General features: G+C 58.3%; 20 protein-coding genes. 10 read left to right on the plus strand and 10 right to left on the minus strand.

Features of this window, described 5'->3' with window-relative positions; all coding sequences use genetic code 11:
- The first annotated feature begins 22 nt into the window (after positions 1-22).
- Complete coding sequence (locus CLV84_RS08310) at positions 23-1687, plus strand: glutamine--tRNA ligase/YqeY domain fusion protein (RefSeq protein WP_104419542.1); 1665 nt, start codon at positions 23-25, stop codon at positions 1685-1687.
- 73 nt (positions 1688-1760) lie between these two features.
- Here the strand turns inward: CLV84_RS08310 and CLV84_RS22070 are convergent, their stop codons facing one another.
- Together CLV84_RS22070 and CLV84_RS08320 are read right to left on the minus strand one after the other, a co-directional pair.
- A complete protein-coding gene (locus CLV84_RS22070; protein WP_245911418.1) occupies positions 1761-2150 on the minus strand; it encodes a translation initiation factor in 390 nt (129 codons plus the stop codon).
- 2 nt (positions 2151-2152) lie between these two features.
- The gene (locus CLV84_RS08320) at positions 2153-2575 is read right to left on the minus strand and encodes a DUF983 domain-containing protein (protein ID WP_104419252.1); all 423 of its coding nucleotides are present in this window, start codon (positions 2573-2575) and stop codon (positions 2153-2155) included.
- Positions 2576-2781: 206 nt separating this feature from the next.
- On the opposite strand from CLV84_RS08320, the gene CLV84_RS08325 reads away from it, so the two are divergent.
- Positions 2782-3648 (plus strand): sigma-70 family RNA polymerase sigma factor, encoded by an 867-nt coding sequence (locus CLV84_RS08325; RefSeq protein WP_104419253.1) that lies wholly within the window; start codon positions 2782-2784, stop codon positions 3646-3648.
- Between the two features lie 65 nt (positions 3649-3713).
- Here the strand turns inward: CLV84_RS08325 and CLV84_RS08330 are convergent, their stop codons facing one another.
- From CLV84_RS08330 to CLV84_RS08345, 4 genes are all read right to left on the minus strand, one after another.
- Entirely contained in the window at positions 3714-4172 is a 459-nt protein-coding gene (locus tag CLV84_RS08330; protein ID WP_104419254.1) for a gliding motility lipoprotein GldH, read from the minus strand.
- Entirely contained in the window at positions 4169-5332 is a 1164-nt protein-coding gene (dnaJ, locus tag CLV84_RS08335; RefSeq protein ID WP_104419255.1) for a molecular chaperone DnaJ, read from the minus strand. Before dnaJ ends, CLV84_RS08330 begins: the two co-directional genes overlap by 4 nt.
- Before the next feature lie 40 nt (positions 5333-5372).
- Entirely contained in the window at positions 5373-5954 is a 582-nt protein-coding gene (locus CLV84_RS08340; protein WP_211295203.1) for a nucleotide exchange factor GrpE, read from the minus strand.
- Between the two features lie 109 nt (positions 5955-6063).
- Positions 6064-6768, minus strand: a complete 705-nt coding sequence (locus tag CLV84_RS08345; protein WP_104419545.1) for an NUDIX hydrolase — start codon at positions 6766-6768, stop codon at positions 6064-6066.
- A gap of 168 nt (positions 6769-6936) precedes the next feature.
- On the opposite strand from CLV84_RS08345, the gene CLV84_RS08350 reads away from it, so the two are divergent.
- The 3 genes from CLV84_RS08350 to murQ are packed head-to-tail and all read left to right on the plus strand — an operon-like array spanning position 6937 to position 11560.
- A complete protein-coding gene (locus tag CLV84_RS08350) occupies positions 6937-7671 on the plus strand; it encodes an outer membrane lipoprotein-sorting protein (protein WP_146088755.1) in 735 nt (244 codons plus the stop codon).
- A gap of 59 nt (positions 7672-7730) precedes the next feature.
- Entirely contained in the window at positions 7731-10754 is a 3024-nt protein-coding gene (locus tag CLV84_RS08355; protein ID WP_104419257.1) for a WD40/YVTN/BNR-like repeat-containing protein, read from the plus strand.
- Positions 10755-10762: 8 nt separating this feature from the next.
- Complete coding sequence (gene murQ, locus CLV84_RS08360; RefSeq protein ID WP_104419258.1) at positions 10763-11560, plus strand: N-acetylmuramic acid 6-phosphate etherase; 798 nt, start codon at positions 10763-10765, stop codon at positions 11558-11560.
- Here the strand turns inward: murQ and CLV84_RS08365 are convergent.
- The 4 genes from CLV84_RS08365 to CLV84_RS08380 are packed head-to-tail and all read right to left on the minus strand — an operon-like array spanning position 11519 to position 17032.
- The gene (locus tag CLV84_RS08365) at positions 11519-12559 is read right to left on the minus strand and encodes an alpha/beta hydrolase (protein ID WP_104419259.1); all 1041 of its coding nucleotides are present in this window, start codon (positions 12557-12559) and stop codon (positions 11519-11521) included. The two genes, murQ and CLV84_RS08365, sit on opposite strands and share 42 nt — an antisense overlap.
- A gap of 39 nt (positions 12560-12598) precedes the next feature.
- The gene (locus CLV84_RS08370; RefSeq protein WP_104419260.1) at positions 12599-13918 is read right to left on the minus strand and encodes a cation:proton antiporter domain-containing protein; all 1320 of its coding nucleotides are present in this window, start codon (positions 13916-13918) and stop codon (positions 12599-12601) included.
- Between the two features lie 18 nt (positions 13919-13936).
- Entirely contained in the window at positions 13937-14662 is a 726-nt protein-coding gene (locus CLV84_RS08375) for a hypothetical protein (RefSeq protein ID WP_104419261.1), read from the minus strand.
- A gap of 3 nt (positions 14663-14665) precedes the next feature.
- Positions 14666-17032 carry a hypothetical protein gene (locus tag CLV84_RS08380; protein ID WP_104419262.1) on the minus strand — a complete coding sequence of 789 codons (2367 nt, stop codon included), beginning with the start codon at positions 17030-17032 and terminating at the stop codon, positions 14666-14668.
- A 190-nt stretch (positions 17033-17222) separates the two neighbouring features.
- Here CLV84_RS08380 and CLV84_RS08385 point away from each other — a divergent pair, with 190 nt between their 5' ends.
- The 5 genes from CLV84_RS08385 to CLV84_RS08405 all read left to right on the plus strand — a co-directional run bounded on the left by CLV84_RS08385 (position 17223) and on the right by CLV84_RS08405 (position 21995).
- Complete coding sequence (locus CLV84_RS08385; RefSeq protein ID WP_104419263.1) at positions 17223-18053, plus strand: manganese catalase family protein; 831 nt, start codon at positions 17223-17225, stop codon at positions 18051-18053.
- Positions 18054-18155: 102 nt separating this feature from the next.
- On the plus strand, positions 18156-19367 hold the full coding sequence (locus CLV84_RS08390; protein WP_104419264.1) for a hypothetical protein: 1212 nt from the start codon (positions 18156-18158) through the stop codon (positions 19365-19367).
- 27 nt (positions 19368-19394) lie between these two features.
- Complete coding sequence (locus CLV84_RS08395) at positions 19395-20573, plus strand: hypothetical protein (protein ID WP_104419265.1); 1179 nt, start codon at positions 19395-19397, stop codon at positions 20571-20573.
- A 75-nt stretch (positions 20574-20648) separates the two neighbouring features.
- The gene (locus tag CLV84_RS08400; protein WP_104419266.1) at positions 20649-21212 is read left to right on the plus strand and encodes a hypothetical protein; all 564 of its coding nucleotides are present in this window, start codon (positions 20649-20651) and stop codon (positions 21210-21212) included.
- Positions 21213-21446: 234 nt separating this feature from the next.
- The gene (locus tag CLV84_RS08405) at positions 21447-21995 is read left to right on the plus strand and encodes a hypothetical protein (protein ID WP_146088756.1); all 549 of its coding nucleotides are present in this window, start codon (positions 21447-21449) and stop codon (positions 21993-21995) included.
- Positions 21996-22037: the final 42 nt, after the last annotated feature.

The following is a 22037-nucleotide window of genomic DNA, read 5'->3' on the forward strand; positions in this document are numbered from 1 at the left end:
TTACCCCCCAAAGTATATCCATATGTCAACCGCCACCAGTAAAGCCGATAACTTCATTGAGGAGATCATCGTCGAAGATCTCGAAAACGGGAAACACGACGGTCGAATCCATACCCGCTTTCCGCCGGAGCCGAACGGGTACCTGCACATCGGTCACGCCAAGGCGATCGTCATCAATTTCGAAACGGCCAAAAAATACGGGGGTAAGACTAACCTCCGGATGGACGATACCAATCCCAGTACGGAGGAGACATTGTTCGTAGACAACATTCAGAACGATATCCGTTGGCTCGGCTACGAATGGGAAGGGGAGACCCGCTACGCCTCCGATTACTTCGATGAACTCTACGCCCTGGCACTGAAGCTCATCGATAAGGGGTATGCCTACGTGGATGAATCCAGTGCCGCCGACATCGAAAAGCAGAAAGGGGACATCGGCGTACCCGGGACCAACAGCCCCTTCCGGGATCGGAGTCCGGAAGAGAACCGGGACCTCTTCGAGCGCATGCGGGCCGGGGAGTTCCCCGACGGTAGCCGCGTACTGCGGGCCAAGATCGACATGGCCCACCCCAATCTGCTGCTGCGCGATCCGGTGCTGTACCGCATCAAGCACGAAGCCCACCACCGCACGGGTGGTAAATGGTGTATCTATCCACTGTACGACTTCGCTCACGGCCAGAGTGATTCCATCGAGGAGATCACCCACTCCCTCTGTAGTCTGGAGTTCCGCCACCACCGCGACCTGTACAATTGGCTGATCGAGGCCCTGGAGATCTTCCCCAGCCGGCAGATCGAGTTCGCCCGCATGAACGTCGACTACTTCATTACCTCCAAGCGTAAACTGAAGCTGCTCGTGGACGAAGGCATCGTCACCGGTTGGGACGACCCGCGCATGAGCACCCTGGCCGGTCTGCGCCGCAAGGGGTACCCGGCCGAAGCCATCCGGAACTTCTGCATGGATACCGGCGTCACCCGCCGCGACAACCAGCAGAGCCTGGATCTGCTTGAATTTAAGGTGCGGGAAGTACTCAACCGAGACGCTCACCGGTACATGGCCGTGCTCGATCCGGTGAAGCTCGTGATTACCAACTACCCCGAGGGGCAGTCGGAGATGCTGGAATCGGAAAACAACCCCGAAGACGAGCGCGCGGGAACCCGGCAACTCCCGTTCAGCCGGGAGCTATACGTGGAACGGTCTGACTTCCGTAAGGAGCCCCAGAACCGCAAGTACTACCGGCTGGCACCGGATAAGGACGTCCGCCTAAAAAGTGCCTACGTCATTCACTGCGATGGCCACGAAGAAGATGCCGATGGCAACGTCACCCAGATCAACTGTACGTACTATCCGGATTCCAAGTCCGGGGACGATACCAGTGGCGTAAAGGTGAAGGGCACGCTGCACTGGGTGAACGCCGAAACCGCCGTCGACCTCGACGTGCGGATGTACGAACCGCTCTTTACCGACCCCACCCCGATGGACCACGAAGATCGCGACTTCATGGAGTTCGTGAACCCGAATAGCCTGGTATCCATCCGGGCGAAGGGAGAGCCCGCCCTCGCCGAAGCCCAAGTAGGGCAACAGTTCCAGTTCCTGCGTCAGGGATATTTCACGGTCGATCCGGACAGTACCGAAGGACACCCGGTCTTCAACCTTACGGTTGGCCTGAAATCGAGTTGGAAGGGGTAAGGGCAACGTGTTGGGAGCATAACATAACCCACCGGCTTGCCATAGTTAACTGACGTGGATCATAAGGTGGCAATCAGCCGCCGGATTTCTTCACGTCCGTATACCCGAGGTACAGCAGCTCTTCGACGACCCGGTCGCGCTGATTGCCCTGGATGATGATCTCACCGTTCTTGACCGAACCGCCAACGCCACATGCGACCTTTAGTTTTTTGCCGAGGGCTTGCAGATCTTCTTCCGGACCTTCGAAACCGGTGACGATGGTAGCTTCCTTGCCCCGGCGCTGTTTGCGGTCGATGAGAACGCGCAGGGGGGCGGACTTCATTGCTCCCGCGCTTTCGGCGCCCGCTTCTTCCGGTGGGACGGGCTCGTCCGGTCCTGCGGGAAGATCGCTCAGCCCGGAGAGGGAAGCAAACGGGTTATCGGTAGCGGCGGGTTGCTTGGGGGTATAGTCCTTACGGGCCATAATCAGGTAGTTTTAATAGTGGTGGGAGGGCGGACGTCGATTTTGCCCGCCCGGGCCGCCGCCAATATATCCGGCTTAAAACCGAAAACCAAATGGAGGTAGGCCGTGCGCGATGCCAGGAACCACCAGACGAAGAGAATAGCGACCAAACCGATCAGGACGGCGAAGGACGCCAGCATCGACCAGCCGAGCACCCAGTGCAGGAACAATCCTACCCCGAGGCAGAAAAAGCCGGAACCGATGTACGAGATAAACAAGGCACCGTAGTAGAAACCGGGCTCGGGGAAGCAAGGCTGGCCACAGGTCGGGCAGTGGGTATACTGGGCGAAGGGCTGACGGAAAGAAAGCGCGCCGGTGGGGAAGAGATCGCCCCCGTGGCAGGGAGGGTACTTGAGCGAAAAGATGCTGTAGAATTTACGGGCCATGCGCGCGCTTGCAAGTGTTCGAACGTTATAGTATCGGTAACGAGGAGCGGAGGCCAAAGTTAAATCGCGGGGAAATCCAATTTGATTATGCTATTCGGTAACTATTTCCGCCCGCTTCTGCATTATATAATTGCCTGGGTAAAGTTTCCTATATTAGGACTTGCATTTGGGTAATAAATGATTTCAGTTTTGAAAAGGTAGTTGGAATGCGTCAGTTAAAGATCAGTAACAAGATTACCAGCCGCGAAAGCATTGCACTGGAAAAGTATCTGACCGATATCGGAAAGATTGATCTGTTGACTCCGGAGGACGAGGCAGCTTTGGCCGCCCGCATCCGGGAAGGAGACCAGGTGGCTCTGGAACGACTGACCAAGGCTAACCTGCGGTTCGTGGTATCCGTCGCGAAGCAGTACCAGAACCAGGGATTAAGCCTTTCCGACCTCATCAACGAAGGTAACGTAGGACTCATCAAAGCCGCCAAACGCTTCGACGAAACCAGGGGCTTCAAGTTTATCTCCTACGCAGTTTGGTGGATCCGCCAGAGCATTATGCAGGCCATCGTCGAATACAGCCGCCTGGTGCGCATGCCCAATAACAAGGCAGCCGGCTACACCAAGGTAACCGAAGCGATCGCCACCTTCCAACAGGAATTCGAGCGGGATCCGGAGCCGGAGGAACTGGCCGAAATGCTGCAGATTTCCGTAGCCGATGTAAACCGGGCCATGCGTGGACGTATGCGCCACCTATCCTTCGATGCGCCCGTTGCCGGTGACGACAGCGACATTACCATGCTGGATACCCTGCCGAACGACGAAGACTCCAATCCGGATCTGAAAGTGATGGGGGAATCGCTCAGCAAGGAAGTCGTTGCCAACTTAAACTTGCTTGCCCCCCGCGAACGGGCGGTGCTGGCGGCCTACTTTGGATTGGACGGAGAAGAACAACTCAACCTCGAGGAGATTGGCGATCGCTTCGATCTAACCCGCGAGCGCGTCCGTCAGATCAAGGAACGGGCCATTCGTCGCCTGCGCCGCAGCCGGAATAAAAACCTGTTGCGGAGTTACCTGGGCTAAAACCCGCGATGCTCCATCGCCGGTAAACTAGTGGAAATGGCGGCGCCAGCGTTCCGCCACCCGGCTCAACGCTTTACGATACGGAAGCCGAGAGCGGTAATTTCCGGCAGCGGGTCCTGACGGGAAAACTGACTCACCACCAGGCGGTGGTCACCGGTTTGGGTGAAGCGGGTACCTTCCTGAATCGATATATTCGTAACGCAGCCTCCGGAATTACAATCGCCGTACCATTCCCCAAACTTATCGGCCAGTTCGAGGGAAAGCGGTTGACTGAGCACGGTACCGTCGGGTAGGTGGGTATTCAGGTGAACGTAGAAATTTTGATTGGCAAATTGCTGGCCGTGATCGACGGTGAGCACGAGGTCGTAGCTACCGGCGGTATCGGTTACTGGGAAAGCGAAATCTACGCTGTCGGCGTACCGCCACCCTCCGGGGCCGAAGGCTTGCTGTTGCTGATAAACTACATCCGACCCGCAGGAGGCGAGTAAAAGAGCGATCAGGATAGCGAATGCATACCTGCTCACGTGAAGTACTCCTTCATGCGTTCGAAAAAGCCTTTGTCTCCCTTTTCCAGTTTGGGATCGAAGTTTTCCATCCCCCGCATCCGTTCGAGCAGTTCGGTCTCTTCGCGGGTGAGGGTCTTCGGCGTCCAGAGGTTGACGTGAATCAGCTGGTCGCCGCGATGGTGGCTCTGGAGGGCGGGCAACCCCTTACCGCGCAGGCGGAAGATCTTTCCGGATTGCGTGCCCGCAGGCACCTTGATCTTAACGCGTCCGGCGATGGTCGGTACTTCGACCGAAGTGCCCAGGGCGGCATCGGCGAAGTTGAGGTACAGATCGTAAATCAGCTTTTGCCCGTCGCGCTGTAACTCCTCGTGGGGCTTTTCCTGCACGTTGATGAGCAGATCGCCAGGGGGGCCACCGCGGCGGCCGGCATTGCCTTTGCCGCGCATACTTAGTTGCATTCCTTCCTCGACGCCCGCGGGAATATTCACTTCAATGGTATCCTCCCCATAGACCCGGCCGTCGCCTTTGCAGTTGTTACAGGTAGCCTTGATCTGGGTGCCGGTACCGGAACAGGTCGGACAGGTAGTGGTGGTGGCCATTTGTCCGATGAAGGTCGACCGGACCTGCCGCACCACACCCGCGCCACCGCAGGTACGGCAAGTTTCCACGCTGCTCGCATCCTTTGCGCCGCTTCCGTCACATACGTCGCATACCTTTTGCCGCTTCACCTTGATGCGTTTGGTGACGCCTTCGGCGATCTCCTCCAGCGTAAGGGGAACTTTGATCCGCAGGTTGGATCCGCGTTCTCCGCGGGGCTGCCGCCGGGCGCCGCCGGCACCGCCACCGCCGAAAAACGAGCCGAATGCGCCACCCCCGTCGCCGAACATGTCGCCGAATTGGGACATGATGTCTTCCATGGTCATGCCGCCGGGGCCGCCTCCGTAGCCGCCCTGACCGTTAACGCCGGCGTGACCGAAGCGGTCGTAACGCGCGCGTTTGTCGCTGTCGTTGAGGACATCGTACGCTTCGGCGGCTTCCTTGAACTTCTCTTCGGCTGCGGTGTCGCCCGGATTTCGGTCCGGGTGATACTTCATCGCGAGTTTTCGGTAGGATTTCTTCAGGGTGTCGGAGTCCGCGTTTCGATCAACGCCAAGGATCTCGTAATAATCTCTTGCCATAAGGCTATGCTCTTAAAATTGTGCTGGAAAGGGGTGCGGCTTACTTGCCCACGACCACTTTCGCGTGGCGAATAATGCGGCCGTTCAGGGTGTAGCCACGCTCTAAGGTGTCGACTACCTTGCCACTCATATCAGGATGGGGAATCTCGGTTACGGCTTCGAAGAGATCGGAATCGTAATCTTTTCCGGTGCTTTCCATCGGCTTGAGGCCCTGGGAAGCTAACGCGGACAGCAATTTTTTATGTACCAGGCCGATGCCATTATTCCATATTTCCGCGGTTTGCTCGTCCTTTTCGGCGAGCTGAGCGGCACGGTCGAAATCGTCCAGTACGGGTAGCAGGGCTTTCATGGTTTTGCTACCGGCGGTATCCATCATCTCCAGGCGCTCGCGTTGCGTGCGGCGCTTATAATTATCGAACTCGGCGTAAAGACGGAGGTACCGGTCCTCTTTTTCCTCCAGCCGCTGTTGCAGTTCGTCTAGATCTATGGTGTCAGGAATGTCTTCCTGCAGGTCCTTATCGGATTTAAGATCACCCTCGATGGTGTGTTCTTCCGGAGCGGCATCACTGTGCGACAACATTTCGTCGTCGACGATGGGGTCGTCGGGTTTCTTCTGACTCATACTTTTAAAAAATTTTCTCACGCGGTTAAGCGGGCAAATGTAGGGCCATTCGACATTACGGAAACATTGTCACGCCATATCGGCATGTTCTGCCTTGTTGGAAAGGAGATTAGCCCTTTACCTCGAAATTGAATCCTTCGCGGGTTAATTTCCGGTACCGGGTCTCGTCGAATCGGTACAGCCGCGCGGGGCGGTGACTGACTCCCTTCTGCGTTCGGTTGAGGGGGAGGATCAAGTCCATGGACAGTATTTTCTTCCGGAAGTTCCGTTTTTCGAGCTTGGTTTCCCAAATCGATTCGTAGAGGTGCTGGAGCTGGGTGAGCGTAAATTCCGGTGGTAGCAGCTCGAATCCAACCGGCCGGTTGCGAATAGACCGTTGCAACTGGTCTCTCGCCGTAACGATGATTTCGTTGTGGTCGAAAGCGAGTTCGCCCAGGGTGGTCAGATCGTGCCACGCTACCTCCCGAGTGAGCGTCAGTGCCTGCGGCGTGAAGTCGGCGATCTTGACCAAGCTGTAATACGCTACGGTGATGACCCGCCCGTACGCATGCCGGCCTGGTGCTCCGAAGGTGAACAGCTGCTCCAGGTAGACGTTTTCGAGCCCGGTCATTTCCCATAGTACGCGCCGGGCGGCCTCGTCGAGGTCCTCGTTCTGGCGCACGAAGTGGCCCGGCAGTGCCCAACAATCCTCGAACGGTGCCTCGTTTCGGCGAATGAGGAGCACCTTCAGCGCGCCCTCGTCGAATCCGAAGATGACGTTGTCGACCGTGAAAGCCGATTTAAAATAACTATCGAAATGCGACTCAGGCTCCACGAAGGGCTTTTGGCAAAGATAGAACACCAAAGTCGGAGCCGGAGCAGAAAGGAGTAGATCGAAAATATACCGTCGTTCATCGAAGCGAAGCCATCGGTGCGGAGATCGACCTTATCTTCCACGCCATTCAATCAAAGTGATCCGAGCGACCACGCAAACCCGCCTATTTTGAAAAATCTAATTATCGTCTTCCTCACCTGGGTCGTTATGCTGCCACTCGCTGCCCAATCGGTAACGGACGCCCCCCCCGCCGAGGAAATAGCCACGGCTTACTTAGAAACCATCGGTGGCGCCGATGCCTGGAAATCCTTGCAGGCCTACCAATTTGAAGGCAAGGCTAACATGCAGGGGATGGCGTTTCCCCTCACGGTGACTTCCGCGATGGGCGACAAGACTCGGGTGGAAATGAACATTCAGGGTAATAAGATGGTGCAGGCCTACGACGGAACCACCGCCTGGATGTACTTCCCCATGCAGGGCATCACCGAACCCAAGGAAATGTCCGCGGAAGAGGCCGCCGACCTCACGTCCAGTCCGTTCCTGGACGTGTTCGTCGACACCGAAGCCCGTGGGTATACCCTGGAAAACGTAGAAGGCCGCGAAATCGAAGGCGCCCCGACCTACGGCGTCCGCGTCACGAACGACGAGGGCTTCGATCGCACCTACTATTTCGATACCGAGACGATGGTTCCCGTTATGATGTCCTTTGTCAGCGAGGGGGGGCAGATGAAAGGGATGACCATGGAAACCTACCTGAGCGACTACCAGGAAGTCGAAAACCTGGTCGTACCCATGTACATGGAGAATAAAATGAACGGACAGACCATCATGTCCATGACCTTCGAAAGCGCCAACATCAATCCCGAGCTACCGGAGAACTTCTTCTCCAAGGATAGTATGTAGGCAATCGTCCGAACTCCTCCAAGCGTACGCGGACCGCTACCGCACTCACTCCTTGTATTATGCGATCGATTTTGTTATTCGGCGGGCTCTGCCTGTCCGGGCTGCTCTCTGCGCAATCGGATTTTGCCACCACGACCGCCCACTTCGGTGATTTGCGCGCCCGGCAAATCGGCCCCGCCACCATGAGCGGTAGGGTCAGTTGCCTTGCCGTCCATCCCGGGGACGCCGCCACCGTCTACATCGGAGCCGGGGGCGGCGGCGTGTGGAAAACCACCAATAACGGCGCTACCCTCCAACCCGTCTTTGACGATCACGTGCAAAGCATCGGAGCGATTGCCTTGGCTCCCGCCGATCCGCAAACGGTCTACGTCGGTACGGGGGAGCCGTGGGTGCGAAATAGCGTCAGCATCGGAGACGGTGTTTACCGGAGCCGCGACGGCGGCAATCGCTGGCAACACATAGGGCTGGACTCCACCGAGCGGATCGCAGCCATCGTGGTGCACCCCAAGCATCCGGACACCCTTTACGTGGCCGCACTCGGTCCGCTGTGGAGCGATGGGACCCAACGGGGTGTCTTTCGGTCTACCAACGGCGGGGCGGATTGGGACCGGGTGCTTTACCTGGATGAAGCCACCGGAGCAGCCAGCTTGAGTATGCACCCCGAGGATCCGAATATCCTATTCGCCGCCATGTGGAGCCACCGCCGCTATCCCCACACCTTCGATTCGGGCTTCACCGGTCGATCCGGCCTTTACCGGAGCCGCGACGGCGGGGAAAGCTGGGAACTGCTTTCGGAGGGGCTGCCCGCCGAGACCCTGGGGCGCATCGGGGTTGCCGTTGCCCCGGGCAACGGTGAGGTCGTCTACGCCAGCGTGGAAACCGGAAGCAAGGAAACCAAAGGCTTGTACCGGAGCGAAGACGGAGGCGATACGTGGTCGTTAGTCGACCGTACCTTCCCCAATCAGATCCGTCCGTTCTACTTCGCGCAGCTTGCGGTCGATCCCTCGAACGACAGCATTGTCGTTAAATGTGGCCTCAGTGCGGTCATCACTCAGGACGCCGGTAACAGCTGGCGGACTTTCGACCAAAGCGTGCATTCCGATGCTCACGATATCTACATCGACCCAGCCGACGGCCGGCACATCCTGGTAGCGACGGACGGGGGCGTTTACGAAAGCTTCGATCGGGGGTACACCTTCAAGATGTGGCAGAACCTCCCCGTCAGCCAGTTCTACCATGTCTCGGTGGATAATGCCGATCCCTACCGCATCTACGGTGGCCTGCAGGACAACGGGAGTTGGTACGGCCCCAGTAGCCAGCCCGGGGGGATACAGAATTCGGATTGGCGGAAGACGCTCGGCGGCGACGGTTTTTACAGCTTCCGGCATCCCACGCAAACGCACTATGTGTTCAGCGAATACCAGGGGGGGAACCTGGCCCGGTTTGACGAGCGCACCGGGCGTGCCAAAAGCATCACGCCGTATCCGGACACGGAAGCTGGTGAATTGCGGTTCAACTGGAGTGCTCCGCTGCACCTGAGCGCGGACGGCGAGCGACTCTACTTTGCCAGCCAATACCTCTTTCTGAGCACCGATGCGGGGGATAGCTGGCAGCGCATAAGTCCGGACCTGACCACCAATGATACCAGTCTGCAACAGCAATGGAAGAGTGGGGGACTGAGTATCGACAACTCCGGCGCCGAGAACCACACCACCGTTTACGCCGTGGCCGAGAGTCCAAGCGATCCGAACATCATCTGGGCCGGAACGGACGACGGGAACCTACAGGTGACGCTCGACGGCGGTGACAGTTGGAACCTGGTCAACCCCGCGTCCGAAGGACCGCCGCAGGGCAGCTGGGTCACCTTCATCGACGCCAGTCCACACGACTCCCGCACTGCGCTCGTCACCTTCGATAACCACCGGCGGGGAGATATGGCGACATACCTCTACCGGACCACCGATGCCGGGCAAAACTGGGAGCGGCTGAACGGTGAGGCCGTGCGCGGTTACGCCCTGAGCGTCCGTCAGGATCCCAAGCAGCCTACTTTGCTTTACCTGGGAACGGAATTTGGGCTGTACCTCAGCCTGGACGGCGGTGACAGCTGGGCGCCCTTTCGTAACCAGGTTCCGCAGGTGGGCATCCGCGACATGGTCATTCATCCCGAACAGGGAGACCTGATCCTGGCAACCCACGGCCGCGGCGTCATCATTCTCGATGACCTCGAAGCGCTGCGACAGGTAGGACCCGGTCTCGACGCAGCACCCATCACCTTCCTGGAGCGCGACACTTTCTTTTTTTCTGAGCGCGGGGCCGCAGGTGGAAACGAATACGGAGGAGGGGGTATGTACCGCGGTCCGAATCCAAGTGATGACCTGAACATTCTCTACTATGCAAACAGGCGTCACACTTTTGGAAAGATGTTCGTGAACATCTACCATGAGGGGAAGCTGATCCGCACGCTCCAGGCCGGTAAGGGTGCGGGACTTAATGTCGTATCGCTACCCACGACCCTGGAAAAACCCAAAGCTCCGCCGAGTGATAATCGGTCGGCCCAATTTGGTACGATGTACGGACCTCGCCTGCCCGCCGGAGCCTACCAGGTAGCATTGGTCAAAGGTCGCGATACGTTTCAGACGGAGATCGTTCTCGCCGTGGATCCGGAATCACCCTATACGGAAAACGCCCGTGCAGACCAGTACGCCCTGCTGATGCAGCTCTTCAGCGACTCGGAGGAACTAGCCTACCTCCACGAAGTACTCGAACGGGTCTGGAAACAGGCAAAGGAAGCCGACCTAAGCGATTTGGCCCAGCGGGCGGCGGCGCTACAGGCTAACATCGTCTTTACCGGTGGTGACGGCTACGTAGACGAAGGCGAAAAGATCGGCGAAAAGGTCAGTCAGCTTTATTCGGCCGTCTCCTCCTTCCCCGGTCGCCCGTCGGCGAGTCAGCGCACGGAAGGGGAGGAATTACACCGACAGGTGGAGGCGCTGGGCGCCGAAGTACGTGCCTTCACGGAAGGGCTGTCTGGCCACGATATCGCTATTCCGACAAAAGAGGCGTTCTTAGCGGCGGACAATTAACGTACGCCATGCGCATCACCGAACAACCCGGACCCTATCGAGACCTGGAAACGCGTTCCGCCGGGGAACTGCTCACCCTTATCAACGAACAGGACCGGCTGGTAGCTCCCGCGGTAGGAGATTGCATTGCCCCCCTCACGGACCTGGTAGAGGCGATCGTGCCCCGTATGGAAAGGGGCGGGCGGCTCTTCTACATCGGAGCCGGTACCAGTGGGCGGCTCGGAGTCCTCGATGCCAGCGAATGCCCGCCGACCTATGGCGTACCACCGGGCCTGGTGATCGGGCTCATCGCCGGTGGCGACCGTGCCCTGAGGGACGCCGTGGAATCGGCCGAAGACAGCGAGGCACAAGCTTGGAAGGACCTGGAGCCCTATGCGCCCAATACAGACGACACCCTCATCGGAATCGCCGCTTCCGGGACGACTCCTTACGTAATCGGCGGACTCCAACGGGCGGGGGAAGCCGGGCTACTGACGGGCTGCGTTACCTGTAACCCGGGTGCCCCAGTGACCGAGGTTTGCCAGCATCCCATCGTGGCGGTGGTGGGCCCGGAAATCGTAACGGGAAGTACGCGGATGAAAAGCGGTACCGCCCAGAAGCTGATCCTGAATATGATCACGACTTCGGTCATGATCCGGCTCGGTCGGGTGAAGGACAACCGCATGGTGGACATGAAGCTCAGCAATGCCAAACTCGTGGATCGGGGGACGAAAATGATCGTGGAATCCACCGGCCTGCCCTACGAGGAAGCCCGTCGGCGGTTGCTAGAGACAGGGAGCGTTCGCCACGTAATCGACGGAATGTAGGGGTTCCATGCCCAGGACGCTCCGGCAAAATTCGACGATCACGCGCTGCGTCGCCATCCAGTCTTCGGACTTAATATCGCTGGCCATAAAGTGGCTTTTGGGTGTCGGCAGGGTAATGAGCTGTTTTTTGTCTTCGGGCGTAACGAACAGATCCTGGATCTCGGGTAAGCGGGTAACCTCCACGTGCTGATCCTTCTGGAAGAAATTTTCCTTGTAGTAGAGCGTAAGGACCGGACACTCGATGGATTCAAAGGTGGTGTCGCGCATGGTGGTTTGGACCAGGATCTGCAGCTGTACCAGCGCTTCCGCTGGATAAATCGTGTCGAAATACTGGGCTGCCTCGGGTTCGTCGTGGGTTATCTTTCGATTCTGCCCCAAAGCGGCCAGATGGGCCAACTCGTGTCCCCAGGGCGACATCAGCAGCGACGCCCCCGGTTGATCGTCTTCCACGTTGGGGCCGATGTTGATCATGGCGTGCACCCGTTCGGGATAGGTAGCTGCCAGCTGTAACGATAGGGTTCCGCCAGTAGAGGTGGAAAACAAAATGACCTTCTTCCCGATCCGTTGGCCGATAAGGAGGGCGGTCTTAGCATCCTCCCAGGCGCGTTCGGCGGTAAACAACTCCAGTGCATCGTCCGGAAGGAGTCCGTGCCCGGACCAACGGCTCAGGTAAACATTAGCGCCGAAAATAGCCGGTACGTTCACGTTGACGGGGAAGCCATCGCGGTAGCTGGCTCCGAAGCCGTGCAGGTAAACGAAGGCGTATTCCGTAACTGCGTGGGTAGCATCCGCCCATACGATACGGGCTTCATTGTTCTGACGGGTAGGGGCATCCCGTTCCCGCCGTTGAATGAAATCCTCCAGTTCACCCAGTTCCGGCAGCTTGGGCAGGGTCGTGCTGTATTCGGGTGGGTCTAGGGCGGGGCCCATGAAGTAGGCCGCCGCAGCCACCGCGAGGAGCGCCCCGGGCACGATCCACCATTTTGAGGGATACTTCATAGATACAGATCGTTTGGGGAGGAATAAAACGGTGTAACCCTAGTGCTTCGCTTCTTTAGTGACCACCTCGTCTTCCAGGCTCGGGGCTTTCCAGCGTTCGTAACCGATCGGTTCGCTGGCCACTTTACGGATGGCGGAGGTCGTCCGCTTTTTGTCCACCACCATGGCCAGTGTCATGATGAGGCTGGTACCGATGATGATAAAGAGCAAAATGCCGGGTTCGAAGTTAGCGACCTCTAGTTGTTGCGGAATACTGTAAAACAACAGTATCGTGATCAGCCCCCTCGGAGCAACGAAGAGTTGGGGGAAAAGGTCCGCGCCGATAAATATCCGCAACAGGACAAAGCGGATCAGGTAAATACTGAGGATAATCAGAAGACTGACGATGGCCACGTCAACACTGAGGAGGGAAGCCAGGGAAATGGTGACCCCGAAGATCACGAAGAAGAAGGTACGCACCACGAATGCCGTCTCCACCGTGACGACGTGGAGGTCTTCGTAGATGTGCAATGCCTTCTTGTAATTGAGCCATTTCTTGAGTGGTCCCCTGAAGAAGAGCCGCATATTCGCGATAATCAGCCCGAAAATCAGGATGATGATCAGCGAGGAAAGGTGAGCCATCTTGCCGAGCGAGTAAAGCAGCAACAGCACGGCGATCAACAGAAAGAGCTTAACGTGGCTTTTGATATTCTGAAAGATCAGTACGATGGCGTAGCTCGCGACCACGGATGCGGCGATGGTGACGAGAATATTGCCCAGGTAAGCCAAGCCACTCGCGTGGTGTTCGATCACTTCGAGGCCTTCTTCCGGGGCGACCGGGACGGGCGTCTGGCTCAGTAAAAAATAGAATAACATGATGCCGAGGATGTCGGAAAAGGTGCTTTCGTAGATATGGAACTCCCGCTTGGCACCCTTCAGTCCGGTTACGCTCGGAATAATGATGGCGCTCGATAAAATGGACAACGGGGTAGCGTACAGCCAGGCTACCTCGCTTGACATGCCGTCGATAAAGTATTGCAGGATAATCGCCGCCACCCAAGTGGAGGCCACCAGCCCCAGGGCGGCAACCACGAGCGCCTTTCCGATCGACAGGTATTTATCCCGCTCCAGCTTAAGTTCCAGTGCGGCCTCCAGCACGATCATGATCAGGCCGACGATGCCGAGGATTTGCAGGATCGGGAAGAAATTCAAATTGCCCAAGCCCGCCGCATCCAGGCCAAACTTCGCCACGATACCGAGAATGATCAGCATCAGTACGGAGGGGATATTCGTCCGCTTGGCCACCTCGCTGAAGAAAAAAGAGAGGATGATGATGACCGAAGCCTCCATTATCAGGATGTATGGATCGATTTGCTGCATGGTGCGTTCTTGATAAGGTTAGCGCTGTGCTATGGTGGCGGGGTATCCCCATTCCTGTAGAAGGGCGAGAAGTTCGGTGAGATGTTTTTCCTCCCGCACGGAAAGGCGGGCGTGGATGCGATCTTGACCGTATTCGGCGTAGGCCAGTTCCGGGCGGAAACTGCGGTCGAGGTACGGCGTGGTGGTCAACCGGTCGGCAAGTTCCTCCAGCGGATCTTCCCGGTCCTCGGGCGGCGTAAGCACCAACTGATAGTACCCTCCGATGTCCTTGCCGGTTATGAGCGAGTATCCCTGCGTCAGCAACGAGGTGTAATTGACGAAGTGCAGCCCCTCTCCCGTTTGCAGATAAAGTCCGATGCGGTTAATACGGGAAATAACCCCCGTGTACCGTTCGGTCTTCATGCGTTTTCCCACGCTGATCAGGGGAGTGAAGAGGACGATTCTTCCACTCAGGTAATCGCGAAGGCGGGAAAACCCCGCCGCGACGATCAGCAAGGTGACCAGTCCGTGAACACCCGGGTTGATGAACACGAAGATCACGATCAGTACCAGGGCTGCCGTCGGTTCGTAGAGCAGCAGGGCCGCTGCCAGCACGTTGAAGGCCCGGGCCCGAAAGCCTTCGGGGCGTTTTGTTTTTCCCAGCCGGTCACGGAGCAGGTACAGGAGCACGTATACGCCGTACAGGACGACAGCCCCGAGCAGCAGGTCCATCCAGTTAAATAGGGGCAGCAAGCGGTACTCCATGGGTTAGCGGGTATAGGTTAAGTAGGCTTCGGCTTCTAGCTGTCGGCCGACGTCGTTGACCACGCTCTCCGTGATCTCCAGCGAACCGTCGGCGATACGGGTGACCAAGCCGATGCGGATCAGCCGCTGCAAAATGCTGGCGTACCGTTCCTGATAGGCCGGACCGAACAGCTTACGGAGCCGATAATCCCGCGTCCTTTTTTCGAGCAGGATCGTGGAGAGCAGCGTAGCGGTGTCGGGAGAAAGGAAGCCCGGCAAGGCGTACCGGCGCTCCCGGGGCTGATAGACGCGGTCGTCGTCGAAGCGTCGGGTGTAGTAAGCCCAGCGATTGATGGTATCGCCGACGTTGCCATCGGTCGCTCGGTAAATTCGGCGCACCAGTTTGGCAAAGTGGGCGTCGCTGAGAATTTCACCGTCTTCGTCCACCAGCAATTTGTGGGTGGCCCCGTGGCGGATGCGAACGGCCTGCTCCATGTCGGGGAGGGAGAAATTGTCCAAATTGATTTCCGACTGAAAAACCCGGTCGATATCCAGGTACCGACTCAGGTGATTGTAGACCGCATTGCTAGTGGAAACCAGGTAGAAGATCCGGCCGGAGTAATCGTCGATGTGTCTGCCCATCGCCCGCACGTTGGCGGCGAAGGTGGTGGCTTTATCCGTCCAGGTCTCCAGGTCGTCGATCCAGACCAGCGGCCGGGACTGCAGGGTATACTTCTGTACGAAGCTGAGGGCCGCCTCGAGGTCTCCGGTAGTTTTGGTCCGTCGCCCCTGGACGGTTACGGTGGCATGGGGTTGCAGCCGAATGGTATCGTCGGGAAAGAAGCGATTGGTGACCAATTCGCCGAAGAGCGTCTTTCCCGCCAGGCGCTCACCGGTGAGGGCCACGGCGCCACGGTAACCGAACTGCCAGTTTTCGACGAGTTCCCGCAGGTGGTCCGTTTCCTTGTCGCGGCCCACGAGGAAGGATTCTCCGATGTAGCCCCGGGTGATGAGAATATTGGTGTAGGAACTGTTCTGGGCCGAAAGCGTCCGCTGTCGCACTACGCGCACGGTTTTTTCCGCTAGGCTGAGCTTCTCTTCCCGGGTGGCTTCGCCGATGCGGCGGTTCAGTCCGCTGGCATATTTGCCGAACCATTCCCCGACCTGCCCGAGCACCCGTCCCTGTTTGCGGGTGAAGGCGTTGATGCCCCGTTGGAGGGGCAGCGGCAGGAAGCCGGGAACGCTTCGGTAAGCCGAGGCTAGTTCGAGGTCGGTGTAGATAAGGTGTTCCACGCGTTGCCGGAGCGCCTGATACTCCGCCTGGAGTTCGGTGGTTTTCTCCAGGTAGGTAGCCAGCGGTTGCGCGAGCTGGTGGTTGTCGAAGTCGACCTCGTTGCCGGCCTTGATCTCACTGGCTAACAGGATGGTTCGGTTGCGGACGTTCGCGGTGGCCACGTTCAACCCATTGCGCATCTGGGCGCTGAGCTCCCACATTTCGTAGAGCAGCGGCATGATCTGGGCGCTTACCCACTGATCCGTAGCGCGGCGAAAATTGATCTCCTTGAACCGGAGGATTCCTTGCTCGGAGGCTACGGTAACCCGCTGCTGTTCGCTCAGTCGGGCCAGGCCGGCGGTGATCGCGTTGGTGTAGCGGTCCAGTCGGGTAGCGCCCGGATCTTCGGCCACGTAATCCTCCATTTTGGCGGCGATGACCCCGGGCCGTTCCGGGGTGGCGTCTTCCTGTTTGATAAAGCGGACGATTTCATTAGCGCGTTCCTTCGATTGCTCCAGGGTGGCGCGGCTACCGGCGATGGCTTCTTCCACCAGCTCCCGGACTTTAGCGAGGTGGTCGGACTGGTTCGTGAGGCGGTCGTACTCTTCCGCGAGCGATTCGGACTGGCCGGCGATCTTATCCAACTGGTGGCGGTACAGCGGCCACGGATTGTGCTGCAGCTTCCAGGCACGGAGTTGTTTCTTACGGTTACGATCGTTCCGTTGCAGGGCGTCGAGCCGGGTGCCATGGTCGGTCTCCCATTCTTCCAGGGCGGCACGGAGCGCTTCCCGCGATCGGCGGTACAGATCGTTTACCGTTGCCGCTTCGGCCTTGTTTTCGCGGACCATCAGCGATGCGATCTGCAGTTGCAGTTGCACATCGCGGTAGAGGAGTAAAAAGTGTTTCGCCCGTTCCGCCCACTCGAAATGGATTAGCCGGCATTCCAGGTCGGTGGGATCGGCGTCCTCTCCGGCCGGACAAGCATCCCCCCGCTCGATCATCGCCTGGGCCAGTTTGCGGGCATTAGCGGCCATTTCGTGCACCGGGTGCTCGGGGTCTAGCCGCTGAATAACGAGCTCGGCGGCGGTGGAAAAGGAAGCGGGAAGGTCGGCGATCATCGCGGTAAGATAGAAAGGCTACCAAAGAGATCGGTGCACTAAAATCGCCACCCGGATCGGGGCGGGGCATCCAATATGCGGCCCGCGGAGCCGGGAACCAATTGTTATGCAACCTAACAATGCTTACGGGAGAACATCGTGACCGGCGATCCGGCTTACGCAGGTATTCCTCATTCTCAAATACAAACCCATGTTCTACCACGACGGAGGTAAACTCCAATACCACGTAAAGGTCGACAAGCCCGACCCCCTCTTCGCCAAAGCGCTCCAGCAGGCCATCGGCGGCATCCAGGGCGAAATTCGCGTCTGCCTGCAATACCTTTTCCAGGCCTGGGGGTCGCGCGGCCCGGCCAAGTACCGCGACATGCTCCTCGAAACCGGTACCGAAGAGATGGCCCACATTGAAATGCTCGCCACGGCCGTCGCCCTCAATCTGGAAGGCGCGCCCCTCGAGCAGGAGAAAGCCGCCAACGACCCCATCATGCGCGCCACCATGGGCGGTATGAACATCCAGCATGCCATCACGACCTGCATGGCCGCCATGCCGGTGGACGCCAGTGGCAATCCCTTCGATTGCAGCCACGTCTACGCCAGCGGCAACGTCGCCGCCGATATGCTGTCCAATGCCATGGCGGAAAGCACCGGGCGGATGCTCGCTGTCCAGCTCTTCAAGATGACCGACGACAAAGGGATGAAGGACATGCTCCGGTTCCTCATCGCCCGCGACACCATGCACCAAAACCAGTGGATGGCCGCCTGGGAGGAACTGGGTGGAAGGGACAACCACCCCATTCCCAATAACTTTCCCCAGGAAGAGGAACTCGCCGACTACAACTACACCTTCTACACGACGGCCAAGGACGACAGCGTACCGCCGCCCACCGGCCGGTGGAGCGAAGGCGTTAGCTTCGACGGCAAAGGCGTATTCAAAACGAAGCCGATGAAGCCGGTCGGCGGCAAGGCCGATCTCGGTTTCGCCAGTCCTAAAGCCGCCGTGCAAAAGGGACAGGAGAAGCCGTAAGCGCGGCGAAGGACGACAAAATCCGTCGCTCGCACGCCAAAATGGCAGCAACGGGTATCTTGTTGAAGACAAGATGCCCGTTGCCCATTCTAACACCTACCCATGTCACCTGCTTCGGGCGTTGCCCTGCTGTTCCCGGTTTTCGTTTTCTCCTGCGCTCCGGCGCCCGAATCCGACCCCGGCGCCTTGCCGCCCGACCGGGTCTACGCCCTTACCGAGGTCCGACCGCTGGAATTCCTGAACGAGGGCGGCAGGTACGGTATGCTGCGCCTGGAAATCTCGGGAGACAGCGCGCGGATCTACAACCCCTTCACCGAGTACTCCCAGACCTTGGCGGCTATTTTGGCGGACGGAGCGCAGGAGACGACCGACTCCGTGTACTTGAGCTATATCCCCGAGTCCGATTCGACCCTAAGCGCCACCCTGCACACCCCCGCCCAGATATACCAACAGCGCTATCGCGCCGTGGACGCCATACCGCAGGGCGGCTGGCCGACGGATTTGGTGGGGCATACCTACCGGATAGTGCGGGACACCGGCAACTGGGTGGTGCACCTGGCCGACATCGGCGGTCAGCGCGACAAAGCATCTATGCGGATACTTCAGTCGCAGTTACTGCAAATAGACGAAAGCGACGGACGTCAGGTGGCCGAGCGGACGTACGGCTTTGGAATGGTGGAAGGGGAGCGAGTGTACACGTCGTTCCTACTTCCCGGCGGGGAGGACGAAGCGCTCATGCGACCGAAACTAGCGGTTACCGGCCAGTCGGCAGACGGGAAGCCGGCGCTTTACGTCCTGGGCCGCGATACCATAAATGCGGAGCCGGTGGCGGTCTATCACCTGGAGCCCTATCCATCCCTTCTACCCGAGGAGATGGACGAAATGGCGATCCTGGACTTACTAAACCGGAGCCGCATGGTGGTCGGCGAACTACCCGCGGAACCGGATTCCATCGGTATTGCCTACCAGGTTGAGGTGCGGGAACACGATCCGGTACTTAAGCGCGCCGAGGTGGCGGGTATCGATATTGCATTCACCGCGGATGGTGCTTTTACCCTGTTTGCCGGTGAGCGGATCGCCCGGCAGGGTCGCTGGTCGATTTCTCCCGATCGGAATTTTTTCTTTTTTCTAACCCCCGGTATGCAGGCGGAAGGCTTGACGCTCATTTCGGACTACAACGAAAGCTTCCTGGCATTCCCTCTGCCGCTGGACGTGGAAACGGAACGACCCCGGGGCGTGCGGTTGCGATCGTACTATCATCCACTGGTCGACGTCAAATTTTACCATACCACCGAAAGCGGGGACTTGAAATAAGGCCCCCGAACCCTATATTCAGACACGATGCGTACCTACGAAATCTTTTTCCTTTTCGGCTGTCTTTCGCTGGTAGCCTGCGGGCCGCCCGATAGCCCGGCCGAGGTGATGGTGCCGGGGAAGGATTACGTGCTCACCGAGGGAAAGCCCTTGGGCTACCTCCAGATAGGCGGCAGCTACGCGGGTTTTCGGCTGCGGATCGACCGGGACACCGCCCACCTCTTTTCACCGTTTCACGGCCACGGAGAACGCTTGCCGGCCTACGCGGGGGACAGCCTCGCGACCTTCGGCGATCCCCAATATATGGTGTACGACCGGCGGCCGGACAGCTCCTTGGTGGCCGTGCTGCGCGACAGCTCTGGCATCATCGGGCGGCAGCGGTACGAGCTGATCGACGAACTGGCCACGAATCCTCTGGCCGAATCCGCTACGGGTAAGACCTACCGGTTTGCCATTGACGGCCAAGCCTACTATGCGTATTTCGAAGCGCCGCCTACGGCGGACGCGGTGCAGGAAACCCGCGTCCAGCTGTACACCCTCACCGACAGTAGCGGGCGAATTTCCCGGATTGCCGGCGGGATGGGGAATCGCAGTGCATATGCGTCCATACCCGTCTATTTTCCCTACCGCCCGGACCTCACCGAAGGACGACGCGGGGTGCTGCTGTTCTCCGGCGACGAAAGCGGCGCCCCGCAAGTTCACATGAACTACGACGGCGGCGCGGACTACACCTACCTGAGCGGCCCCTACGAGCTGACGGAGCAGGTCTCTCCGCTGCCCGAAGGGATCGGTGCGCGCGAGTTGGTCAACCTGATGAACCGATCGAACATCACCACCGAGCTCCTTACGCCGGAGCCCGCCCGGGAAGCACTGCAATATGCCTACCTGGAAGACTTTTGGCGGCTTGGCGGTATTGAAGCGGGGGAGGCCGGACAGTTGGATTTTGAATTTCGGGAGGAGGGGGGCTTTACTATGTTTTGTGGCGACCGCGTACTGACGCGGGGAAGCTGGAGCCTGAGCCCGGACCGCAACTTCTTCATCCTATCCGACGAAACCACCCAGCACCGGCGCCACCAGTTCATCGATGGCTACGACGGGAGCACCCTCACCCTGACCGTACCCGTGCGCGTCAAAACCAAACTGCCTTACGGAACGGAGCTGCAGTCGTACTACGATGGGCTGGCGGAGGTCAGGTTTTCGCGGTAGGCGGGGGAAATTATTCCCTTAACGTGTCCAATATTCCAGGGTGGGGTCGTTAAAGGGGCATAGTAACCCCAACTCATGAAAAACTACCTACTTGCCCTGGGCATTTTTTACAGTGCATTTTCCTTCGCCCAGGAAATTTCCATCCCGAACGTGACTTACCGCAGCGCGGCGGACTATACGGCCCAGAACGAAAAAGTGGTCGAAGTCATCGATCACCTGCGCCGCTTTCCGGCCGACGTCTACGAATCGCGCCGCAAGGAGGCGGTTTCCTACCTCGTAAAATGGCTAAGCGGTACTCCCGACGTCACCGTGGAGCTACTTCCCTTCACCATGCCCTACCTGAAGTACGGGGAATCCATGGCGATTTTTATGGGTAGCTACGCCAAGCTGGATCTGCAGGACACGGAGGCGGACGAATACAACAAAAATCTTACCGCGTTGCGTAGCGTAGCCGAATACTACCTCGACAACATCGACGTGTTCGGTCGCGACAAGCAGATGGATAAGTTGGTCAAGCTGGAGGAGAAAGACAAACTTGCCAAATTGGTCACTAAGGAACTCGAAAAGATCGAGAAGGAACGTGCCAAGGAAGCGGAAGCCGAAGTTGCGGACGTAGAGAAGGAACAGGCACGGAAGTAGCCGAAGACCGACGAAAAATCAGCAATTGCGATCCGTAGTTTTATCCGACCGTCTACACCCGCGTGGTTGGCGCCCTGGCCCCTTTTAAGCGGAAAGGTCGTTGGGGTTAGTGGAGCGGTAGCCGTCGGTGCCGCCCCGGATTAGGGTTCCGGCGACCCGGATATCCGTACCGGTTATAAATGTTAACGCACCCGGGATCGCGCGATAATCGCGTTGATCTACAAAGCGAATCTCATGAAAAACCTATTACTCACTGCTTTTGCAGTTTTCCTCACCTCCTTTGCCATGGCGCAAGATTCCGATGTGTACGCCTCCGTGGACGTCGATAAGCCGGATCGCGATCCGGTCTTATCCACCGCCAAGGCAACCCGGGTGACCACCGACAACGGGGAGCTTTCCGACGAGGATTACAAGCTCATGGAGTACGTTTACTTTCTCCAGGATAGCCCCGCCAAGAAAAATGCCGGCCGACGCAAGCAGGCCGCGAATTACCTCGGCTGGTGGATCAACCGGAGCGCGGAAATCGATCTCACGCTCGAAGACAAGATGCCCTTTCTGCAGTACGGCGAGTCGGTGCCCATGTTTATGGCCGGTTACCTCGAATTCGTAGTTGCTCACCCCGTTCCGAACGTAGACAAAGCCAATTTGGCCGGCATCCGGAGCGTCATTGCCTACTACAAGGATAACAAGGAGGCGCTCGGTTCGGACGAACTCCTGGAAAAACTCGTAGAGTTAGACGAGGAAGGCCGCCTGCCTGCTTACATTAAGAGAAAGCTGGGTTAATTCGCATTCCCCCCCGACCCGGCAATTCGGCCCCTTCGCTTG

It is taken from the genome of Neolewinella xylanilytica, assembly GCF_002934605.1.
Lineage (GTDB): Bacteria > Bacteroidota > Bacteroidia > Chitinophagales > Saprospiraceae > Neolewinella > Neolewinella xylanilytica.

Coding starts and splice junctions, on each gene's coding strand:
- CLV84_RS22070 (WP_245911418.1), bottom strand. CDS start 2,150: ATGGCCCGTAAGGACTATACCCCCAAGCAACCCGCCGCTACCGATAAC.
- CLV84_RS08395 (WP_104419265.1), top strand. CDS start 19,395: ATGCGTACCTACGAAATCTTTTTCCTTTTCGGCTGTCTTTCGCTGGTA.
- CLV84_RS08365 (WP_104419259.1), bottom strand. CDS start 12,559: ATGAAGTATCCCTCAAAATGGTGGATCGTGCCCGGGGCGCTCCTCGCG.
- CLV84_RS08405 (WP_146088756.1), top strand. CDS start 21,447: ATGAAAAACCTATTACTCACTGCTTTTGCAGTTTTCCTCACCTCCTTT.
- CLV84_RS08390 (WP_104419264.1), top strand. CDS start 18,156: ATGTCACCTGCTTCGGGCGTTGCCCTGCTGTTCCCGGTTTTCGTTTTC.
- CLV84_RS08325 (WP_104419253.1), top strand. CDS start 2,782: ATGCGTCAGTTAAAGATCAGTAACAAGATTACCAGCCGCGAAAGCATT.
- CLV84_RS08375 (WP_104419261.1), bottom strand. CDS start 14,662: ATGGAGTACCGCTTGCTGCCCCTATTTAACTGGATGGACCTGCTGCTC.
- CLV84_RS08380 (WP_104419262.1), bottom strand. CDS start 17,032: ATGATCGCCGACCTTCCCGCTTCCTTTTCCACCGCCGCCGAGCTCGTT.
- CLV84_RS08370 (WP_104419260.1), bottom strand. CDS start 13,918: ATGCAGCAAATCGATCCATACATCCTGATAATGGAGGCTTCGGTCATC.
- CLV84_RS08355 (WP_104419257.1), top strand. CDS start 7,731: ATGCGATCGATTTTGTTATTCGGCGGGCTCTGCCTGTCCGGGCTGCTC.
- dnaJ (WP_104419255.1), bottom strand. CDS start 5,332: ATGGCAAGAGATTATTACGAGATCCTTGGCGTTGATCGAAACGCGGAC.
- CLV84_RS08310 (WP_104419542.1), top strand. CDS start 23: ATGTCAACCGCCACCAGTAAAGCCGATAACTTCATTGAGGAGATCATC.
- CLV84_RS08340 (WP_211295203.1), bottom strand. CDS start 5,954: ATGAGTCAGAAGAAACCCGACGACCCCATCGTCGACGACGAAATGTTG.
- CLV84_RS08320 (WP_104419252.1), bottom strand. CDS start 2,575: ATGGCCCGTAAATTCTACAGCATCTTTTCGCTCAAGTACCCTCCCTGC.
- murQ (WP_104419258.1), top strand. CDS start 10,763: ATGCGCATCACCGAACAACCCGGACCCTATCGAGACCTGGAAACGCGT.
- CLV84_RS08400 (WP_104419266.1), top strand. CDS start 20,649: ATGAAAAACTACCTACTTGCCCTGGGCATTTTTTACAGTGCATTTTCC.
- CLV84_RS08385 (WP_104419263.1), top strand. CDS start 17,223: ATGTTCTACCACGACGGAGGTAAACTCCAATACCACGTAAAGGTCGAC.